The sequence below is a fragment of the Streptomyces sp. NPDC002787 genome (genome assembly GCF_053592095.1).
Genome location: NZ_JBSFVC010000008.1, coordinates 252,669 through 270,150 on the forward strand (window position 1 = coordinate 252,669; position 17,482 = coordinate 270,150).

Sequence of the window (17,482 nt, forward strand, 5' to 3'; positions counted from 1 at the left end):
GGCGGACCGACCGGCGCCGCCGGAACACGCAGACCACGACGTCATGCGGCGGGACTGCTCACACGCGGCAGTCGTCCACGCGCCGACCAAGGAGATTCCCCCATTGTCCCGCCGTTTCCTCTTCGTCCTCGGCAGCCACCGCAGCAACGGGAACACCGAGTTGCTCGCGCGCCGGGCCGCCGCACAGCTGCCCGCCGACATCGAGCAGCAGTGGATCTCGCTCGCCGAGCATCCGCTCCCCGACTTCGACGACCTGCGGCACGGCGCGGGGCACCCCACGCGGCCCGAGGAGGGCAACCACGCGCTGCTTCTCGATGCCACCCTCGCCGCGACCGACATCGTGATCGCCTCCCCCGTGTACTGGTACTCGCTGTCCTCGCACACCAAGCGCTACCTGGACCACTGGACGTCCTGGACGTACATCCACGGTCTCGACCTCCGGGCGGCCATGGCCGGACGCACCCTGTGGGGCGTCACCGCCTCCGCGGGTGACCTGCCCTGGCTCGCCGAACCGCTGGTCAGCACCATCAACAACTGGGCCGCTTTCATGAAGATGAACTTCGGTGGCGTCCTCCGCGGCAACGGCACCGCACCGGGCGACGTCCTGAAGGACACGGAGGCGCTGGCGCACGCGAAGACGTTCTTCGCCCAGGACGCGCAGCCCGCCCGCTTCCCGGGCGGCTTCACACGGCCCGAGTCCGACACGGAGTCCGCCGCATAAACGCCATGCGGCGCCACAACGCCGCCCCTGCATGTGCGCTGTCACCTCCTCCCGAGGAAAGCCGTGATGCCTCGTCCTCAGGCCGATTCGCGCACATGACGGTGGTCGGTACCGCAATCCGTCTTCCGTCGACCGAGAGAGTGGGCATGTCCACCGAACCCCCCGAGTCAACTGTCTCTCCCCCTGAGGGATCTGCGTCCGCCCCGTCCCGGCGTACGTTCGTCGCGACCACCGTCGTCGGTGGTGCTGCCGTGGCGGGCGGCCTGATAGCCGGGCCGTCCGTGTTCGGCGCCGAGCCCGCGGACGGCGCCGAGACACCGTCCAGCAGCCACGTCTCCCTGACCGTCAACGGCGAGCGGCACACCGTCACGGTCGACAACCGGACCTCGCTCCTTGACCTGCTGCGCGAACACCTCGGGCTGACCGGCTCGAAGAAGGGCTGCAACGCCGGTGCCTGCGGCGCCTGCACCGTCCTGGTCGACGGCCGGCGGGTCAACTCCTGCCTGACGCTGGCGGTCCGGCTGGACGGCGCCGAGGTCACCACCATCGAGGGCCTGGCCAAGGGCGACCGGCTGCACCCGCTGCAACAGGCGTTCATCGACCAGGACGCCTTCCAGTGCGGCTTCTGCACCTCCGGCCAGATCATGTCCGGCGTCGGCTGCATCAAGGAGGGCCACACCGACTCACCGGAGGAGATTCGGGAGTGGATGAGCGGCAACATCTGTCGCTGCGGCTGTTACACGAAGATCGTGCGCGCGGTCGAGCAGACCGCGCGCGGGAAGTGAGGCACGGTCCCCATGCACCCCTTCTCCTACACCAAAGCCGCCAACACAGGGCAAGCCGTTGACGCGGGCCGCGACGGCGGCCGATACATCGCCGGCGGCACCACTCTGGTCGACTTGATGCGCGAGACCGTGGAACGCCCCGAGACGCTGGTCGACATCAGCGCCCTGCCGCTGCGCGAGATCACGGTCACCAAGCGCGGGGGCCTGCGCATTGGAGCGCTGGTACGCATGGCCGAGGCCGCCACCCACAAGGGGGTGCGCGCCCTGTATCCGGTCATCTCCGAGGCGCTGGAGCTGAGCGCGTCGGCACAGCTGCGCAACATGGCCACCATCGGCGGCAACATCATGCAGCGCACCCGCTGCACGTACTTCCGCGACGTGAGCGCCGACTGCAACAAGCGCGAACCGGGCTCGGGCTGCGCCGCCCTGCACGGCGTCAACCGCACCCACGCCATCCTCGGCACCTCCGACGACTGCGTGGCCACCCACCCCTCCGACGCGGCCGTGGCCTTCGCCGCCCTGGAAGCGAACGTCCATCTCCTCGGCCCGGACGGCGAGCGAACCGTGCCCTTCGCGAAGTTCCTGCTCAAACCGGGCAGCACACCCAACCGCGAACAGGCCCTGCGCAGGGGAGAGTTGATCACCGGTGTCGAGCTTCCGGCCCTTCCGCGCCCGCTGAAGTCGGGCTACCTGAAGGTGCGGGACCGGCAGTCGTACGAGTTCGCGCTCACCTCGGCGGCCGTCGCGCTGCACATCCGCGGCGGGGTGATCCGGGAGGCGAAGGTGGCCGCCGGAGGCGTGGGCACCGTGCCCTGGAAACTGCCCGTCGTCGAGCGGGAGCTCATCGGGCAGCGGCCGTCGAACGCCCTGTGGACCAAGGCCGCCGAGCGGGCGGCGGACGGGGCTCGCCCCCTCCAACACAACCGTTTCAAGGTCAAGTTGCTCCAACGGACCATCGAGCGCCAACTGCGCGTCGTAGGAGGTGGCAAGTGAGCCAGCAGCCACAGGCAGCCGTCGGGGCGCCCCTGTCCCGGGTCGACGGACGACTGAAGGTCACCGGCCAGGCCAAGTACGCCGCCGACCACGACATCGACGGAGTCGTCCACGCCGTCATCGTCAACAGCACCATCGCGCGCGGACGCATCGCCGGCATCGACACCCGCGCCGCCGAAGCCCAGCGCGGTGTCCTGAAAGTGATCACCCACCGCAACGCGCCCACGCTGGCGTACCGCGACAACCCGGTCAGCTTCCCCTTCCCGGGCCGGCGACTGCGTGCCTTCCAGGACGACGCCGTCCGGTTCTTCGGCCAACCGGTGGCCGTCGTGGTGGCGACCACGCTGGAGGCCGCGCAGCACGCCGCCGACCTGGTCGAGGTCTCCTACGACGCCGAGGAACCCGCGACCGACCTGACCCGCAGCCCGGCCGTGGACGGGCCCCGGCCCTTCGCGCAGCCCTACGCGCGAGGCGATGCCCAGGAAGCGCTGGGTTCCGCGGACGTCCGGTTGGAGATGACCTACCATCTCTCCCGCAACCACCACAATCCGATGGAGACGCACGCCACCATCGCCCGCTGGGACGGCGAAAGGCTCACTCTGTGGGACAAGACCCAGTGGGTGATCGGCGTGCAGAACGAGGCGGCGGCCGCGTTCGGCATTCCGCCGGCGAACGTGCGCGTCCTCTCGCCGTTCGTCGGCGGCGCGTTCGGCAACGCCCTGCGGACCTGGCCACACGTCGTCATCGCGGCACTCGCCGCACGCGAGGTGGGACGCCCGGTGAAACTCGCGCTTACCCGCAGGCAGATGTACTTCACGGTGGGCTACCGGCCCGCATACGAGTACAAGCTGCGCCTGGGCAGCACCCGGCGCGGGCGGCTGACCGCGATGACCCACGACATGAAGTACGAGACCTCCCGCTACGAGCAGTTCTGGGAGGCCAACCAGGCGCTCGGGCGCATGCTCTACGCCGTGCCCAACGTCAGCCTGACGGTCCAGACGGTGCCGCTCGATGTCAGCACCCCGATGTGGATGCGCGGCCCCGGCTACGGCAGCGCCGCCTTCGTCATCGAGACCGCGATGGACGAACTCGCCTACAAGCTCGGCGTCGATCCGATCGAGCTGCGGCTGCGCAACGAACCCGGCGAAGACCCGTCGACGCAGCAGCCCTTCTCCACACGGCGGCTGCGCGAGTGCTTCCGCGCCGGCGCCCGTGAGTTCGGCTGGCACCGGCGCAACCCCAGGCCCCGCTCCACCCGTGACGGCGACTGGCTCATCGGCACCGGCGTGGCCACGGGCTGCTACGACGTCTTCCTGGGAAGGGCCAACGCCCACGCCAGGCTCGACGCCGACGGCACCGTGGTGGTCCAGTCCGCGACCCATGACGTGGGTACGGGCACGTACACCTCCATGACCCAGATCGCCGCCGACGCCCTCGGCCTGGCCGTACGCAACGTCGAGTTCCGGCTCGGCGACTCCACCATGCCGCCAGCCCCGCCACAGGGCGCCTCACAGACCACGGCCAGCGTGGGGTCCGCCGTCCAGGACACCTGCGACAAGCTGCGGCAGCAGGCCATCGCCCTCGCGGTGGAGGATGAGCGCTCACCGCTGCACGGCGTCGCCGCCGCCGACGTCGTGGTCCGTGGCGGACGGTTGCATGTCAAGGGCAACACCGCGCGCGGGGAGACCTACCGGCAGCTCCTGGCCCGCAACAACCGCACCCACCTGGAGTCGAGCGGGTCCTACACCCCGGAGGAGAACCGCCGGTTCTCGATGTACGGCTACGCCGCGATGTTCGCCGAGGTCGCGGTCGACGCCCGGCTCGGGCTGGTCCGGATGCGGCGGATGCTCGGCGTGTACGACGCGGGGCGCATCATCAGCCCCAAGCTCGCCGAGAGCCAGGCCATCGGCGGCATGGTCGGAGGTATTGGCGCGGCCCTCCTTGAGCACACGGTCACCGACCACCGCGACGGCCGGATCGTCAACGCCAACCTCGCCGACTACCTCATGCCCGTCCACGCCGACATCCCCGACGTCAAGGCCGTCTACCTCGACGGGGAGGACTACAAGGCCGACCCCATCGGCGTGAAGAGCCTCGGCGAGCTCGTGCAGATCGGCGTGGCACCCGCCATCGCCAACGCGGTCTTCCACGCCACCGGACGCCGCGTCCGCGAACTGCCCATCACCGCCGAAGCCCTCCTCTGAACCCCGGGCGGCCGGGCCCCTCTCCCTCCCCCGGGGGAGCCCCGGAACCGACCCGGCCGGCCCGCCGCCGCGGCCTCCCCCCCATGCCGCCGCGGCGGCGGGCCTCCCCTCTCCCCCCGAAGGACACCTCTCATGCTGAACATCGCGGACACTCTGTACCGCTGGTGCCGCGAGGCCCGCCCCTTCGCCCTTGCCACCGTCACCCGGGTCAGCGGCAGCGCACCCCTGCCACCCGGCACCGCACTGGCTGTGGACACCGACGGCTCGGCGGTCGGCAGCGTCTCCGGAGGATGCGTGGAAGGCGCCGTCTACGAGCTGTGCCGACAAGTGCTGGAGTCGGGCGAACCCCCGGTACAGGCCCGGTTCGGCTACTCCGACGACGACGCCTTCGCCGTGGGCCTGACCTGCGGCGGCGAGCTGGAGGTCCTGGTGCAGCGGATCGACCCCGCCGACCAGCCCCACCTCACCACCGCCCTGGAACACGTGTCGGCCGGTCTGCCCGTCGCCGTGGCACAGGTGGTTGACGGACCGCAGCGCGCTCTCGGCCGCACCCTGTCCGTCCTCGGCGGCGGCAGCGCGTACGACGGAACACTGGGCAGCCGGCAGGAGGACCGTACGGTGGCCACCCAGGTCCGCGCGCTGCTGCGGGCAGGCCGCACCGCCCGGATCGAGGTCGGCGGGGACGCCGACACCTGCCCGGAGAAGCTGACACTCCTGGTCCACACCCACGCGGCGCCGCCCCGCATGTTGATCTTCGGCGCCGTCGATTTCGCCGCAGCCCTGAGCCAGGCCGGACGCTTCCTCGGCTATCACGTCACGGTCTGCGACGCCCGTCCTGTGTTCGCCACCCACGCCCGCTTCCCACACGCCGACGAGGTCGTCGTCGACTGGCCCCACCGCTACCTGGCGGCCACCGAGGTCGACGCCCGCACCGCGATCTGCGTCCTCACCCACGACGCCAAGTTCGACATCCCGCTGCTGCGCCTGGCCCTCGGTCTCCCGGTCGGCTACATCGGCGCGATGGGTTCCCTCCGTACCCACGACCACCGTCTCGAACGACTGCGTGAAGCCGGCATGCCCGAGGAACACCTCGCGCACCTGCACTCACCGATCGGACTGGACCTCGGCGCCCACACCCCCGAAGAGACAGCGATCTCCATCACCGCCGAGATCATCGCCCACACCAACAACGGCACCGGCCTGCCCCTGTCCCGCGTCCCCGGTCCCATTCACGGTTCCGTCCCTGTGGTCCAGATGTCGTCCCCAGCCGCGCTCCTGTCCGCATCACAGCTCGCGCCGAGTCGCCGCGAGCGCTGACGAGCCACATGAATCCGATACGCGTTGAGGAGAGGCCCCACGTGCTCATCGACACCTACGGCCGGGTGGCCACCGACCTGAGGGTCTCCCTGACCGACCGCTGCAATCTGCGCTGCACGTACTGCATGCCCGAGGAGGGCCTGCGGTGGCTGGCCAAGCCCGACCTGCTCACGGACGACGAGATCGTCCGCCTGATCGACATCGCGGTCGCCTCCCTCGGCGTCAAGGAGGTCCGCTTCACCGGTGGCGAGCCTCTGCTGCGCCCCGGCCTGGTCGGCATCGTCGAGCGGGTCGCCGGCCTCGACCCGCGCCCTCGGATGTCCCTCACCACCAACGGCATCGGCCTGAAGCGCACGGCGACGGCCCTGAAGGCCGCGGGCCTGGACCGGGTCAACGTCTCCCTGGACACCCTCCGCCCGGACGTCTTCAGGACCTTGACCCGGCGGGACCGCCATCAGGACGTCCTCGACGGCATCGCGTCCGCCCACGCGGCCGGACTGAACCCCGTCAAGGTCAACTCCGTCCTGATACCCGGGCTCAATGAGGACGAGGCCCCCGACCTGCTCGCCTGGGCCGTGCGGCACCACTACGAGCTGCGCTTCATCGAGCAGATGCCCCTGGACGCCCAGCACGGCTGGAAGCGCGACGGCATGATCACCGCCGGCGACATCCTCACCTCCCTGCGCACCCGCTTCGACCTCACCCCCGAAGGCAACGAGGAGCGCGGCTCAGCCCCGGCCGAGCGCTGGCTCGTGAACGGCGGCCCGCATCGCGTCGGCGTGATCGCCTCGGTCACCCGCCCCTTCTGTGCGGCCTGCGACCGCACCCGCCTCACGGCCGACGGCCAGGTACGCACCTGTCTGTTCGCCCGCGAGGAGACCGATTTGCGTGCCGCGCTCCGCTCGGGCGCATCCGACGAGGAGATCGCCCGGATCTGGCGTGTGGCGATGTGGGGCAAGAAGGCGGGTTCGGGCCTGGACGATCCCTCGTTCGTCCGGCCGGAGAGGCCGATGTCGGCGATCGGGGGCTGACCCGGTGACAGGGAGGAACGAAGGTATGGCAGTTGTGCGAACCCACGAGCACCCCGGCGAGCAGGCGCACCCGCAGCCGATCAGGCTGATCGCGATACGGCGGACACCGCTCTTGCTGGACGAGGTGTTCCAGGCCGTCGGCGACGAGGCGGCGGGCGGGATCGCGCTGTTCGTCGGCACGGTGCGGAATCATGACGCGGGCGCGGGCGCGGACGTGGACGGACTGGGGTATTCGTGCCACCCGGCGGCCGAGGCCGAGATGCGGCGGATCGCGGAGAAGGTCGTGGCGAACCACCCGGTGCGTGCCCTCGCCGCGGTGCACCGGGTCGGGGAACTCGCGGTGGGAGAAACGGCGGTCGTGGTCGCCGTGGCATGTCCGCACCGGGGAGATGCCTTCGTGGCCTGTAGGAAACTGATCGACGACCTCAAGCACGAAGTGCCCATCTGGAAGCACCAGAGGTTCTCGGACGGAACCGATGAGTGGGTCGGCGCGTAGCGCCGTCGTTGAGGGGTGGTGGTCGGGTGACGGGCGGGCGGGTCGGCGCGTAGCGGCCGCCACTGTGTCACCGCAGCGGCTCCATTTCCCAACTGGCCAGCATCCGCAGGGCTTCCTCCGACCGGGTGCCCGGCTCGGCGTGGTAGGTGACCAGCCGCATGGGGGCGCCTCCGGGCAGCGCCATGGGTTCGTGGACGAGGTCGAACTCTCCCACCAGTGGGTGCCGCATCCGCACGATCTCGCCAACGGTCCCGCAGCTCACCTCGTGCCGTGCCCACAACCGCCGGAACTCCTCGCTCCGCTGCGACAACTCCTGGATCAGGGAAGAGAGGTATGAATCCCCGGGGCTTTTGCCCGCGTTCATGCGCAGAACACCGGCGACTCTCAGCGCCACGCGGTCCGAGTCGGCGAAGCGGTCGCGCATCTCGGGCGCGAGGAAGATCAGCCGGGCCACGTTGCGCTCCTCGGGTGGCAGTTGGCCCCAGTCCCCGAAGACGGCGGCGGCGAGCCGGTTCCACCCCAGGATGTCCATGCGCCGGCTGACGACGTAGGCGGGCACGCCGAGCGTGTCGAGGAGGTGCTGGACGGTGGGCCGCAGTCGCTGCGGCGGGGGCAGGGCCTGTGCCGCGCTCTGCCGCTCGGGCTGGGCCAGCCGGATCAGATGGTCGCGCTCCTCCTCGTTCAGGCGCAGGGCGCGGGCCACGGCGTCCAGCACCTCGGCCGACATGGTGTCGCCGTATCCCTGCTCCAGGCGCGCGTAGTAGGCGTAGGACACCCCGGCCAGCTGTGCCAGTTCCTCGCGCCGCAGTCCGGGCACCCGCCGTCGCCCGTACGAGGGCAGGCCCACGTCCTCGGGCGTGAGCCGGGCCCTGCGAGAACGCAGGAACTCCCTGAGTTCGGTACGCCGATCGAGTCCGGACATCACTTGGTCACCGGGTGCCACGTGTGAAGACATCTCTGTCCTCCAGTTGTCAAAAGCGCCTCGCTGATGCCAGGCAGGGTACAGCATCGAATCTACGACTCATAGTGATACTCGGTCTCAGTATGATGTAGAGGCTCTCAATAAGACTTCACTTCGAACGGGAGTATTTCTCGTGACCAAGATCTGGTTCATCACCGGCTCGTCGCGCGGCTTCGGCCGCCAGTTCGCCGAGCGGCCCGAGCTGCTGAAGACGTGGGTTCAGTCCGCGGTCTGCGTAGGGTTGGCCGTCACCCTGCGCAGCAGCGGCTCGCCGCCCGATTCGGCGAGCACCGCCAGCGCGCCGACGGTCACGCGGGCGGCGAGTTGGAGCGCGCCGGAGCTGTTCACGGTGGCACCGGCCGCCCTGTCGAGCTGGTAGGCGCCGAAGACGCCCATCGCGGTGATGCCGCCGGTCAGGACGAGAAGGGGCAGGATCGTCTCGCGGACCCGGGCCGCGTCCAGCACCCTTCAGCACCGGGCACCCGGCGCATCCTGGAGCCGAAGCCAGGCACCGTCCCAATGAATCCGCTGCTGATCTTCGCGTGCAGCCGCCGCACATGTCCTTGCGAGGACAGATCGGGGTCCGCCACCAGCAGTTCCCGGCCTCGGCAAGGCTGACGGGCACCGAGACCGTCACCCGGCTGGGCGGGCAGGGGGTGCGTCCGGGCCACAGCGGCTGGACATTCTCCCGCGCCGACAACGGCGATGAGCGATGCTTCAGTCGGCGGCGGGGAGCGGATGCGACCCGTGTTCTACCATCTGATACTCAGTATCAAATTGAGTCCTTGCTGTATCTTTCTCGTATGACCGAGCCCGCCCGTTCCGCCGACCGGCCCGCCCGCAAGCCGCCCGGCTTGCGTGAGCGCATGCGTGCGACGGTTCAGGCGGAGGTGGTCGAGGTGGCGCACCGGCTCTTCACCGAGCAGGGATTCGACCGGACGACCGTCGACCAGATCGCCGGCGAGGTGGGCTTGTCGCGCGCCAGCCTGTTCCGGTACTTCGGCACCAAGGAAGACATCGTCCTGGGACGCCTGGAGGAATCCGGCCGCCAGATCGCGGAGGCCCTCGCCGCCCGCCCCGACGACGAGCGGCCCTGGGAGGCACTGCGCCGGGCGTTCGACGTCCTCACGCAGATGAACGCCGCGGCGCCCGAGCAGTCGCTCAGCTATCTGCGCATGCTCCAGGAGACCCCGTCACTGCGCGCCCGGCACTACGAGAAGCAACTGAGCTGGCAGGAACTGCTGCTGCCGGAGATCGCCCGGCGACTGGGGGTCAGCCCTGACCGGCCCGAGGACACCAGGCCGAGTGCACTGGCCGCCGCCGCGCTAGCCTGCCTGGACGTGGCAGCCACGGGATGGGTGGCCTGTGAGGGTACTGTCCCGCTGGCCGTGCTGCTCGACCGGGCGATGGGCGCGCTGAGGGAGTAACCGGGCAAGCGCACGCGCAGGCCGCGCCGCAGCCCGTGCTGTTTTCACGCCGAGCAGTGCAAGATCGCACAAGGAGGGCCCTCAGCCCGCGTTTCCCGTAAGAACTCTGCCGATCGAGGCACTACATGGGACGACTCCAAAGCCTTTGGGTAGGCTACGCCGCGGCGTTGCCCTGATCACCACTTGCCGGCATCCGCAGCGTGTGATCACCGAAGTCGGCAACCAGGTCCAACCTGCCGCCGAGCGCCTCGACGTAACGCGCGATGACATCGAGAGTGGCGACCTCACCGTGTTCGATCTGGGATACGCGAGCGATGCTCACACCCCTGCGGGCAGCCAGGTCCCTCTGGGTCAACCCGTACTGCTTGCGCGCCTCGGCGAGTTGATGCCCACGGGCTTCCGCCGGCAGACGACGCGAACCAGCTTCCACCTCAGCGGGATCCACACCGGCCGAGTACAGCTCCTGCTCCAGGGTCTCCCAGTCCTGCGGGGCCTTCTTGGGCATGCTTATTCCTCAGTCCTCCGTGTCACCGGTGTAGTCGCGGTAGAGCTGTTCAGCCAGAGGAGGGTTGTCGCGGTACCAACGTGGCCGGGCGTGGCAGCCCTCGGGCATGCCACCGTCCGCTGTAGAGAATGGGCATGATCCTCAAGCACCCGTCCGACCGCGGAGGCTCGCGAAGCAAGCCGTTTGAGAGGCTGGCCGAGAATGCCTCGCGGTTCACCAGTTCGGCGATGTTCTTCGGGATCTGCCTGATCCTGGTCGCCGCGGCTGTCACGTTGCACGTGATCGATTTGCCGATCACGTGGCTTCTGTTCGTGGGCGAGGCAATGTCGGCCGTGACACTGCTCATGGTGGCGCTGCTGAAGAACTCCGAGCTGCGGGCCGAACGCGCCGTCCAGCGCAAGCTCGACGCCATCGCGGCAGCCCTGCTGGAAGGACAGGAGGGCGACGGCCCAGGAGAAGCACACCAGAAGCTACGGTCCACCCTCGACAGGGAAGAGAAATCCTGATTGAGGGTCACACGGTTGGTGCGACTGATGCGTTCGTGAAGGTCCCCCGAGATCAAGTTCTCAAGGCGAACCAATATAAGGGCCTGAGCTTCCGCTGGCTGACGAAGCAGACGTCGTCCTTGCTCCGCGGCGCTATGCGCCTCCCCCCAGGGCGGAAGCGCATCCCTGTGTGCGGCCCGGTCTCAGCAGCTCCCGAGGCGGCGCCGAGCCATCTGGTAGTCGCTTGTTCAAGCGCCAGTTCGGGCTGGCGCGCCGGGACCGTGGTGCGGCCGCCGGGAGAGGCGGAGCGGGTCGCAGCCGGCGAGGTCGTGGAGGACTCGATCGTGACCTCGCGCGAGGTGCCTCGCTGCGCAGGAAGACCGCGCCACCGGGGCAGGGGGCTGGTGGCTGCCTGGCGTCGCTCAAGGCGCGGCGGGTGCGTCCTTCGTACGCCTGTCGACGGGCAGCAGGATGGGGAGGAACCGGGCGGCGGCCATCACAAGCGGCACACACCGCTGCCCTGCTCGCCGCCCAGATCATTGGGCGGCCGTTCAGACTCTGAGCCACGACGGCCGCGGCGAAGCGGGAATCCCCCGCACGGTTGAGGAGGGGCCGTGGTGGAAGGCCCACGTGTCGCTGCGCCCGCGAACCGCCGAATGCCCGAAATGTGCACCAGATGTAGCATGAAAGCGGGTCGGCACACTCTCACGTGCGACCGGCCCGGAAGGGCGACCCCGGTGTGTATACGCCGGGGTCGTTGGCGCACCGTGGCCGGGCAGGACTTCGTGGTCGTCGCACCGTTCGAGGTCCGCCATGACGTGCCGAGCGGGTCGGGCCCGGACTGGTCCTGGGCGGCCGGGAACCGGAGCCGGTCAGCGCGCCGTATGCCGGTGGGAGCGCCAAATGGAGCGGGCCACCAGGTAGACCAGATCGGCGACGAGAAGCAGTACGCCGACGGACATCAGGTAGAGCGCACCGTCGATGGTCGCGCCGATGACGACCAGAGCGATTCCGGCGATGAGCAGGGTCGGGAAGAGAACCATGGCGGGAATGCCTCCTGGGACGGAACCACGGGATCTGCGTGCTCTCCCGGCTACGGAGGGACCTGAGAACCCTGGGCTCGGTGGGGCACATCGGTGATGGTGACGACGAACGATGGCCGGCGCCCCGCGAGCACGCCGATCGCGAGGCGAGTGCGCCGGGCAGCGTGCGGTTCGTTCGGTCCGCCGCATGCCAGGGCGTTCGGCTCCGGGAGTCCTGGACGCCTCGCCGCCGACGGCCCCGTGCGACTTTCGGCCCAGGAGGCGGTACTCAGGCAGCGCGCCGGGCGCGGTGGCGGGCTTCCTGGAGCCGTACCTTCGAGGGGAGGCTGTCCAGACCGGCCGCGTCCCGTGCGTGTGCGAGCGTTTCCCGGCTCAGTCGCCCCAGGGTCAGCGCTGGATCGGCATGGGGCTCCAGCATCAGCCGTACGCGTGCGGTGGGAGCGGTACGTCGGCCCGCCAGCCGTACATGGGCCCGCGAGACCCCGTCCAGGGCTTGCGCCTCCTCCTCGATGGCGTTCTCCAGGGTGCGGCCGTTGAGCCGGGACGCCTCGCCGTCCTCGCTGTCGACGAGAACCTGGCCCAGGCGGTGTCCGCGTTGTGCGAGGAGCCACCACAGCAGCAGGACCAGCAGCACGGCGAGCACCGCGATGACGGTCGGCCACCACCAGCCCTCCTCCCGCCATTGGGTGCGTCCCTCGACGCCCAGCACCACGTCGGCCGGCCCGCGGAAGGGCCACCAGCCCGGCATCCCGAAGTTCCAGTGGCGCTGCAGGTCAAGCCCGCCCAGCAGTACGCCGCCGCCCAGGGCGAACAGTCCGAGGCCGAGAAGCCCCAGCAGCACCCGGTTCACCGTCTTGAGCATCTGGATCGCCTCAGTCCTTCTTCGGGCGCCGGACGTGCACGGTCAGCGCGGGGCGCCGGGCGAGACGCAAGGACGTCATGGTTTCCCCGAGCGCGGCTTCCAGATCCCTGCGGACCTCCCCGAGTTCACGGAAATGTGCCCGTGCCCGGGCCTTGACCTTGCGGCGGCCGACAGCGACCTGCACCGACCGGACACCGGGTACCCGCATGGCTCGGTCACGCAGAATCAGGGCGGCCGCGCGGCGGTCGAGCCCGGCGCGGACCTCCTCCGTCGGGGGGATACCGGTGGGCCGGCGCATGGGGAGCAGCCTGCGCAGCCCCGGCGTCACCGCGAGGAGGAAGAGCCACAGGCCGAGGGCCATCGCCACGGCGGCCCCGACGATCATCCAGGTGTCGTCCAGGGGCCGTGTGGCCAGTTCGTCGGCGAGCCGCCGTCGCCAGCTCATCGCGGTCCACCCGGCCCGTACCGCGACCACGTCGTAGAGGAGCAGTCCGACGGCCACGGCGAACACCAGGGCCACCAGGGCCGCGGAAAGCCGTCGCGCCGACCAGAAACGGCGCGGCGGCGGGCCTGCTCCGTCCTCCGCCGCCGTCCCATCCGCGACTGCTCCGTGCCCCGCCGCCGTCACATCCGCGCCCGTCTTCTCGTCCGGCCCCGGACTGCCGTCGGCGGATGGAGCCGTCGATCCGTGGGCAGGCGGAGCGGGCGGTCCGGAGTCGGTGGGAGGGCCGCTGTCGCCGGTCGGCTGCCGCCAGGGGTTCGTGCTCATCTCACCCTCTCCATGCCCGAGGGCCGCCGCGGATGCGCCGAGTGCAGCCTCTCGACCGACACCGCCAGGACGGACACCTCCATGCCGGCCCAGGTCCTGAGCCGCTCGGCGACCTCCCGGCGCACCGCGGCGCACTGTGCGCCGATGTCGGACGGATAGCCGAGTTCGACGGTGATGTGTACCTGTGCCTCGCCGAGCACCGCCTGCCGTCCCGCGGCGGGTTCAATGTCCCGCCCCTCGGTGTCCCGTCCCCGGGTGTCCCGATCCGGGGCCCGTCGCACGTATACGGTCACGTGCGGTGTCCGGCGGCCGGGTGGTACGTGGCCGGTCGACTCGGTGAACCGGCTCAGCGCCTCGCGCGCGACCCGGGCAGCGGTCTTCGCCACGACCCGGTCGGCGACGGTGATCGCGCCGCGCTCCCTGCGGGGGACGCCTGGACGCGGGCCTGCCTCACCGGTCACCGTCGCCAGTCTTCCCGAGCTCGTCGCCGGTCATCGCTGATCCGCTCCTGGCGGTCCCGGCGGCGGACGAAGTCGCCCGGTTCGAGATCACCTTCCATGAACCGCCCGACCACGAGACCGACGACGCCCAGCCCCAGGACCAGCAGGAAAGCCCAGAAGTCACCGAAATACGCGGCGAAACCAAGCGCCATACCGGCAATCAAGCCCACCACAGCCCTGCTCATCACGCGCTCCTTCGTTCAAGCGGGCTGCTCCGCCCCGGTGCTGCGTGCGGGCTGCCCCGCCCCGGTGCGGGCTCCGCTCCGGCTACTGGACCCGCTGCCGGTCTGCTTCTTCGTCCTCCTCGTCCGGCAGCTTCACGTCGCTGACCGTGATGTTGACTTCCACGACTTCCCGACCCGCCATCCGCTCCACCGCGGAGATCACGTTCTCCCGCACGTCACCGGCGACGTCCGTGATCGAGACGCCGTAGTCGACGACGATCTCCAGGTCGACGGCCGCCTGGAGCTCACCGACCTCGACCTCGACCCCGCGGGTGACGGACTTGCCGCTGCCGGCGCCAGGCATCCGCTCCCGCATGGACCCCATCGAGCGCGCGAAGCCGCTGCCCAGGGCATGGACGCCGAGCACGTCCCGTGCCGCCATTCCGGCGATCTTCTCCACCACCACGTCGGCGATGGATGTCCGGCCGCGAGAACCGGGCGCACCACCGTGTCCTACGCCGGTGTTCTCAGTCATCGGGATATTCCTCCCTCGTGAGGCTCACACAGCACTCATAGATGCAAGTATATTCGCGTTAGCAGTACTTGACCTGGTTTGCGAATCATGTGACGAAATGGCCGGGCGATCGGACGAGCGGCCTGGGCAAGCCGGAAATGTGCAGTGGCCACGGAAGAAGGAGGGTGAGACAACGGTGGGAACCGACGCGTGGACGCAGGCAGTACGGAACCAGCTCGCCCTGGGCCGACTGCTGCCGCTCGGCGGGCTCGAGGACGGGGCGTGGATCACTGAGCAGGCCGCCGTACGGGCCCTCGGGCGCGCGGCCGCTGAGATTCCCGGTGTCCGGCTGGGGACCCTGCGCATCGGGCCGGTACCGCTGGAGTCCGTGTCCGAACCGGCCGTCCCTGCGCCTGCCAGCGCGCTACCGCCTGGCCCGCTCAGGATCGAGGCCGCCTTCACGGCATCCCTCGGGCAGCCGCTGCCCGAGGCCGCCGACCAGTTGAGGAGCGCCCTGCTTCACGCGGCCGCCGAACGGCTCGGCCTGGCCACCGCGACAGCCGACCTGCGGATTTCGGATCTTTATGAGGGCCCGGACGAAAGCCCGGACGAAAGCCCGAAGACTGAAGTGACATCGCGGGCCGCGACGAGGGACATGAGGCCGGCGCCGGAAGGCACAGCCGCACGCGGCTCGCACCCGGTGGCAGGAAAGGGGTCCGGGCAGGGGCCCGTCGGGGAGATCGCGGACGTCGCGGCGGGGGTTCCCGGCGTCGCCCACCTCACCGCCGTGCTGGGAAGCCGTCCGGTCAGGCTGCATGACCAGGTCGATCCGCCCGGCCGGCACGTCGAGATCCACTTCGCGGTCGCCCCCGGACACCATCCCCTGCACGTCGCCCGCGCCGTCCGGAAGGCCGTGGCCGCCGCGGCCGCCGGTGCCACGACGGGCCCGGTCACCGTCGCCGCCCTCATCACGGAGACATGAGTCCAGGTCGACCGGAGGACGTCCCGCACGGGCCCCATGTCGCGCGCCACCGGTCGACGTCGTCCGCCGCGGAAGCGCGCGGATCGCTCAAGGAGCCCTGCCCTGGCACGGTGTGAGACCTGCCTGGCAGGGAACCCGCGTTCGGACAGGAGGTCTGCGCGGTTGCGGCCGGCGAAGCAGACGTCGTCCTCTCTCCGCGGTCGCGCGACGCGCGTCCCGCCGTGGAGAAGCGCCTTCCTCCCAACGGCCCGGTCTCAGCGGCTCCCAGGGCGGCACCGAGCCATCTGCCTCCTTCGGAGAAGAGCTTCATCATCATGAGCACCAATTCGACGGCCGGCCTCCCGCTCCCGAGGACGTCCGGCAGTGACTTCGCCCGATTGTCGAGAAAGATCGCCGATGCCGGCCTGATGGAACGCCGCCCCGGCTACTACGCGCTGCGGATCACCGCGGTGGCCGGGCTCTACGTCATGGGGTGGGCCGCCGTCGCACTCGTCGGCGACAGTTGGTGGACCCTGGCGGTCGCCGCATTCCTGGCCGTGGTCTTCGGCCAGGTCGCCCTGCTCGCCCATGACGCGGCCCATCGCCAGGTGTTCCGCCGACGCAGGGCCAGCGAGGTGTCCGGACGGATCGCCGGTACCGGGATCGGCATGGGCTACGGATGGTGGCAGGACAAGCACACCCGCCACCACGCCAACCCCAACCACGAGGAACTCGACCCCGACCTCGACCCCGACCTGCTGGTCTGGTCCCAGGACCAGGCCAGGGCCGCCAAAGGACTCCCCCGTCTGATCGGCCGCTGGCAGGCGTTCCTGTTCTTCCCGCTGCTCACACTGGAGGGCTTCAATCTGCACGTGTCGAGCGTGCGGGCGCTGGCCAATCGCTCGCTCAAGCACCGAACCCTCGACGGCGCCCTGCTGTTCGCGCACTTCGCGGTCTATGTGACCGTCCTGCTCTGGCTGCTGCCGCCCACCATGGCGATCGCCTTCATCGCCGTCCACCAGGCCCTGTTCGGCGTCTACCTCGGCTCCCTCTTCGCACCCAACCACAAGGGCATGCCGATACTGACCGGCGAAGACCGCCCGGACTTCCTCCGCCGCCAGGTGCTCACCTCACGCAACGTGCGCGGCGGCAGGTTCACCGACATCGCCCTGGGCGGGCTGAACCATCAGATCGAGCATCACCTGTTCCCCAGCATGCCCAGCCCCAACCTGCGCCAGGCCCGGGCCATCGTCAGGCACTACTGCGAGGAACTGGGCGTGGAGTACGTGGAGACCGGGCTGCTCACCTCCTACCGGCTGGCCCTCGCCAGTCTCCACCGGGCGGGAGCACCGCTCCGGCACGCGCGCGTCCCTGCCTAGCGCCCCCGCAGGCAGCGTTCGCCCCGTCAAGGAGCGGCCTCCGGTGCGTGCTCCCAGGGTGCCGGCCGGAAGTCCTCGTACGTCCAGTACGAGGACTTTTGGGTACGTCCAGTACGAGGACTTCCGGCCGGTGCAGCAGGATGCCGCGCCCCCCGGTGGCAGTGCTGCGGCGGAGACGGCACACACACGCCCGGGCAGGCCCCGTAGGGAGCGACGGGCCCGGCACGCGGCCTCACCACAGCCTTGGACGCGGTGGAGAGAACACCGTCGTCGGCCCCGGACCGGCTCACACGCACCGCAAGGCTGGGACAGCGGCCGGACACGGGACACACATCCCTGATACGGGACACGCATCCCCCACAAGC

General features: G+C 70.1%; 20 protein-coding genes. 11 read left to right on the plus strand and 9 right to left on the minus strand.

Annotated elements, in window-relative coordinates; all coding sequences use genetic code 11:
* The first annotated feature begins 103 nt into the window (after positions 1-103).
* From ACWD26_RS13925 to ACWD26_RS13955, 7 genes are all read left to right on the plus strand, one after another.
* Entirely contained in the window at positions 104-721 is a 618-nt protein-coding gene (locus ACWD26_RS13925) for a flavodoxin family protein (protein WP_451269551.1), read from the plus strand.
* A 146-nt stretch (positions 722-867) separates the two neighbouring features.
* Positions 868-1,506 (plus strand): (2Fe-2S)-binding protein, encoded by a 639-nt coding sequence (locus ACWD26_RS13930; protein ID WP_451269553.1) that lies wholly within the window; start codon positions 868-870, stop codon positions 1,504-1,506.
* A gap of 12 nt (positions 1,507-1,518) precedes the next feature.
* On the plus strand, positions 1,519-2,499 hold the full coding sequence (locus tag ACWD26_RS13935) for an FAD binding domain-containing protein (protein WP_451269555.1): 981 nt from the start codon (positions 1,519-1,521) through the stop codon (positions 2,497-2,499).
* On the plus strand, positions 2,496-4,703 hold the full coding sequence (locus ACWD26_RS13940; RefSeq protein WP_451269557.1) for a xanthine dehydrogenase family protein molybdopterin-binding subunit: 2,208 nt from the start codon (positions 2,496-2,498) through the stop codon (positions 4,701-4,703). The genes ACWD26_RS13935 and ACWD26_RS13940 overlap by 4 nt, the downstream gene beginning before the upstream one ends.
* Positions 4,704-4,835: 132 nt before the next feature.
* A complete protein-coding gene (locus tag ACWD26_RS13945) occupies positions 4,836-6,020 on the plus strand; it encodes an XdhC family protein (RefSeq protein WP_451269559.1) in 1,185 nt (394 codons plus the stop codon).
* Positions 6,021-6,061: 41 nt separating this feature from the next.
* Positions 6,062-7,051: a GTP 3',8-cyclase MoaA gene (gene moaA, locus ACWD26_RS13950; RefSeq protein ID WP_451269561.1), complete on the plus strand. Its 990-nt coding sequence runs from the start codon at positions 6,062-6,064 to the stop codon at positions 7,049-7,051.
* A gap of 25 nt (positions 7,052-7,076) precedes the next feature.
* Positions 7,077-7,547, plus strand: a complete 471-nt coding sequence (locus ACWD26_RS13955) for a molybdenum cofactor biosynthesis protein MoaE (protein WP_451269563.1) — start codon at positions 7,077-7,079, stop codon at positions 7,545-7,547.
* 67 nt (positions 7,548-7,614) lie between these two features.
* Here ACWD26_RS13955 and ACWD26_RS13960 read toward each other — a convergent pair whose 3' ends face one another.
* Positions 7,615-8,469, minus strand: coding sequence for a helix-turn-helix domain-containing protein (locus ACWD26_RS13960; RefSeq protein WP_451269565.1), 855 nt, complete (start codon positions 8,467-8,469; stop codon positions 7,615-7,617).
* 258 nt (positions 8,470-8,727) lie between these two features.
* The gene (locus tag ACWD26_RS13965; RefSeq protein WP_451269567.1) at positions 8,728-8,973 is read right to left on the minus strand and encodes a hypothetical protein; all 246 of its coding nucleotides are present in this window, start codon (positions 8,971-8,973) and stop codon (positions 8,728-8,730) included.
* Positions 8,974-9,311: 338 nt separating this feature from the next.
* Between ACWD26_RS13965 and ACWD26_RS13970 the strand changes: the two genes are divergently transcribed.
* Positions 9,312-9,935, plus strand: a complete 624-nt coding sequence (locus tag ACWD26_RS13970; RefSeq protein WP_451269569.1) for a TetR family transcriptional regulator — start codon at positions 9,312-9,314, stop codon at positions 9,933-9,935.
* A 154-nt stretch (positions 9,936-10,089) separates the two neighbouring features.
* Here ACWD26_RS13970 and ACWD26_RS13975 read toward each other — a convergent pair whose 3' ends face one another.
* A complete protein-coding gene (locus ACWD26_RS13975) occupies positions 10,090-10,440 on the minus strand; it encodes a helix-turn-helix domain-containing protein (RefSeq protein WP_451269571.1) in 351 nt (116 codons plus the stop codon).
* 134 nt (positions 10,441-10,574) lie between these two features.
* Here ACWD26_RS13975 and ACWD26_RS13980 point away from each other — a divergent pair, with 134 nt between their 5' ends.
* Positions 10,575-10,946 carry a low affinity iron permease family protein gene (locus ACWD26_RS13980; RefSeq protein WP_451269573.1) on the plus strand — a complete coding sequence of 124 codons (372 nt, stop codon included), beginning with the start codon at positions 10,575-10,577 and terminating at the stop codon, positions 10,944-10,946.
* An 851-nt stretch (positions 10,947-11,797) separates the two neighbouring features.
* Here the strand turns inward: ACWD26_RS13980 and ACWD26_RS13985 are convergent.
* From ACWD26_RS13985 to ACWD26_RS14010, 6 genes are all read right to left on the minus strand, one after another.
* Positions 11,798-11,968, minus strand: a complete 171-nt coding sequence (locus ACWD26_RS13985; RefSeq protein ID WP_451269575.1) for a hypothetical protein — start codon at positions 11,966-11,968, stop codon at positions 11,798-11,800.
* Between the two features lie 268 nt (positions 11,969-12,236).
* A complete protein-coding gene (amaP, locus tag ACWD26_RS13990) occupies positions 12,237-12,830 on the minus strand; it encodes an alkaline shock response membrane anchor protein AmaP (RefSeq protein ID WP_451269577.1) in 594 nt (197 codons plus the stop codon).
* 10 nt (positions 12,831-12,840) lie between these two features.
* A complete protein-coding gene (locus ACWD26_RS13995) occupies positions 12,841-13,599 on the minus strand; it encodes a DUF6286 domain-containing protein (RefSeq protein ID WP_451269579.1) in 759 nt (252 codons plus the stop codon).
* A complete protein-coding gene (locus tag ACWD26_RS14000; protein ID WP_451269581.1) occupies positions 13,596-14,060 on the minus strand; it encodes an Asp23/Gls24 family envelope stress response protein in 465 nt (154 codons plus the stop codon). The genes ACWD26_RS13995 and ACWD26_RS14000 overlap by 4 nt, the downstream gene beginning before the upstream one ends.
* On the minus strand, positions 14,057-14,284 hold the full coding sequence (locus tag ACWD26_RS14005) for a hypothetical protein (RefSeq protein ID WP_230215084.1): 228 nt from the start codon (positions 14,282-14,284) through the stop codon (positions 14,057-14,059). Before ACWD26_RS14005 ends, ACWD26_RS14000 begins: the two co-directional genes overlap by 4 nt.
* 82 nt (positions 14,285-14,366) lie before the next feature.
* The gene (locus ACWD26_RS14010; protein ID WP_451269583.1) at positions 14,367-14,798 is read right to left on the minus strand and encodes an Asp23/Gls24 family envelope stress response protein; all 432 of its coding nucleotides are present in this window, start codon (positions 14,796-14,798) and stop codon (positions 14,367-14,369) included.
* A gap of 175 nt (positions 14,799-14,973) precedes the next feature.
* On the opposite strand from ACWD26_RS14010, the gene ACWD26_RS14015 reads away from it, so the two are divergent.
* Complete coding sequence (locus ACWD26_RS14015) at positions 14,974-15,759, plus strand: hypothetical protein (protein WP_451269585.1); 786 nt, start codon at positions 14,974-14,976, stop codon at positions 15,757-15,759.
* 314 nt (positions 15,760-16,073) lie between these two features.
* On the plus strand, positions 16,074-17,117 hold the full coding sequence (locus tag ACWD26_RS14020) for a fatty acid desaturase family protein (protein WP_451269587.1): 1,044 nt from the start codon (positions 16,074-16,076) through the stop codon (positions 17,115-17,117).
* Positions 17,118-17,482: the final 365 nt, after the last annotated feature.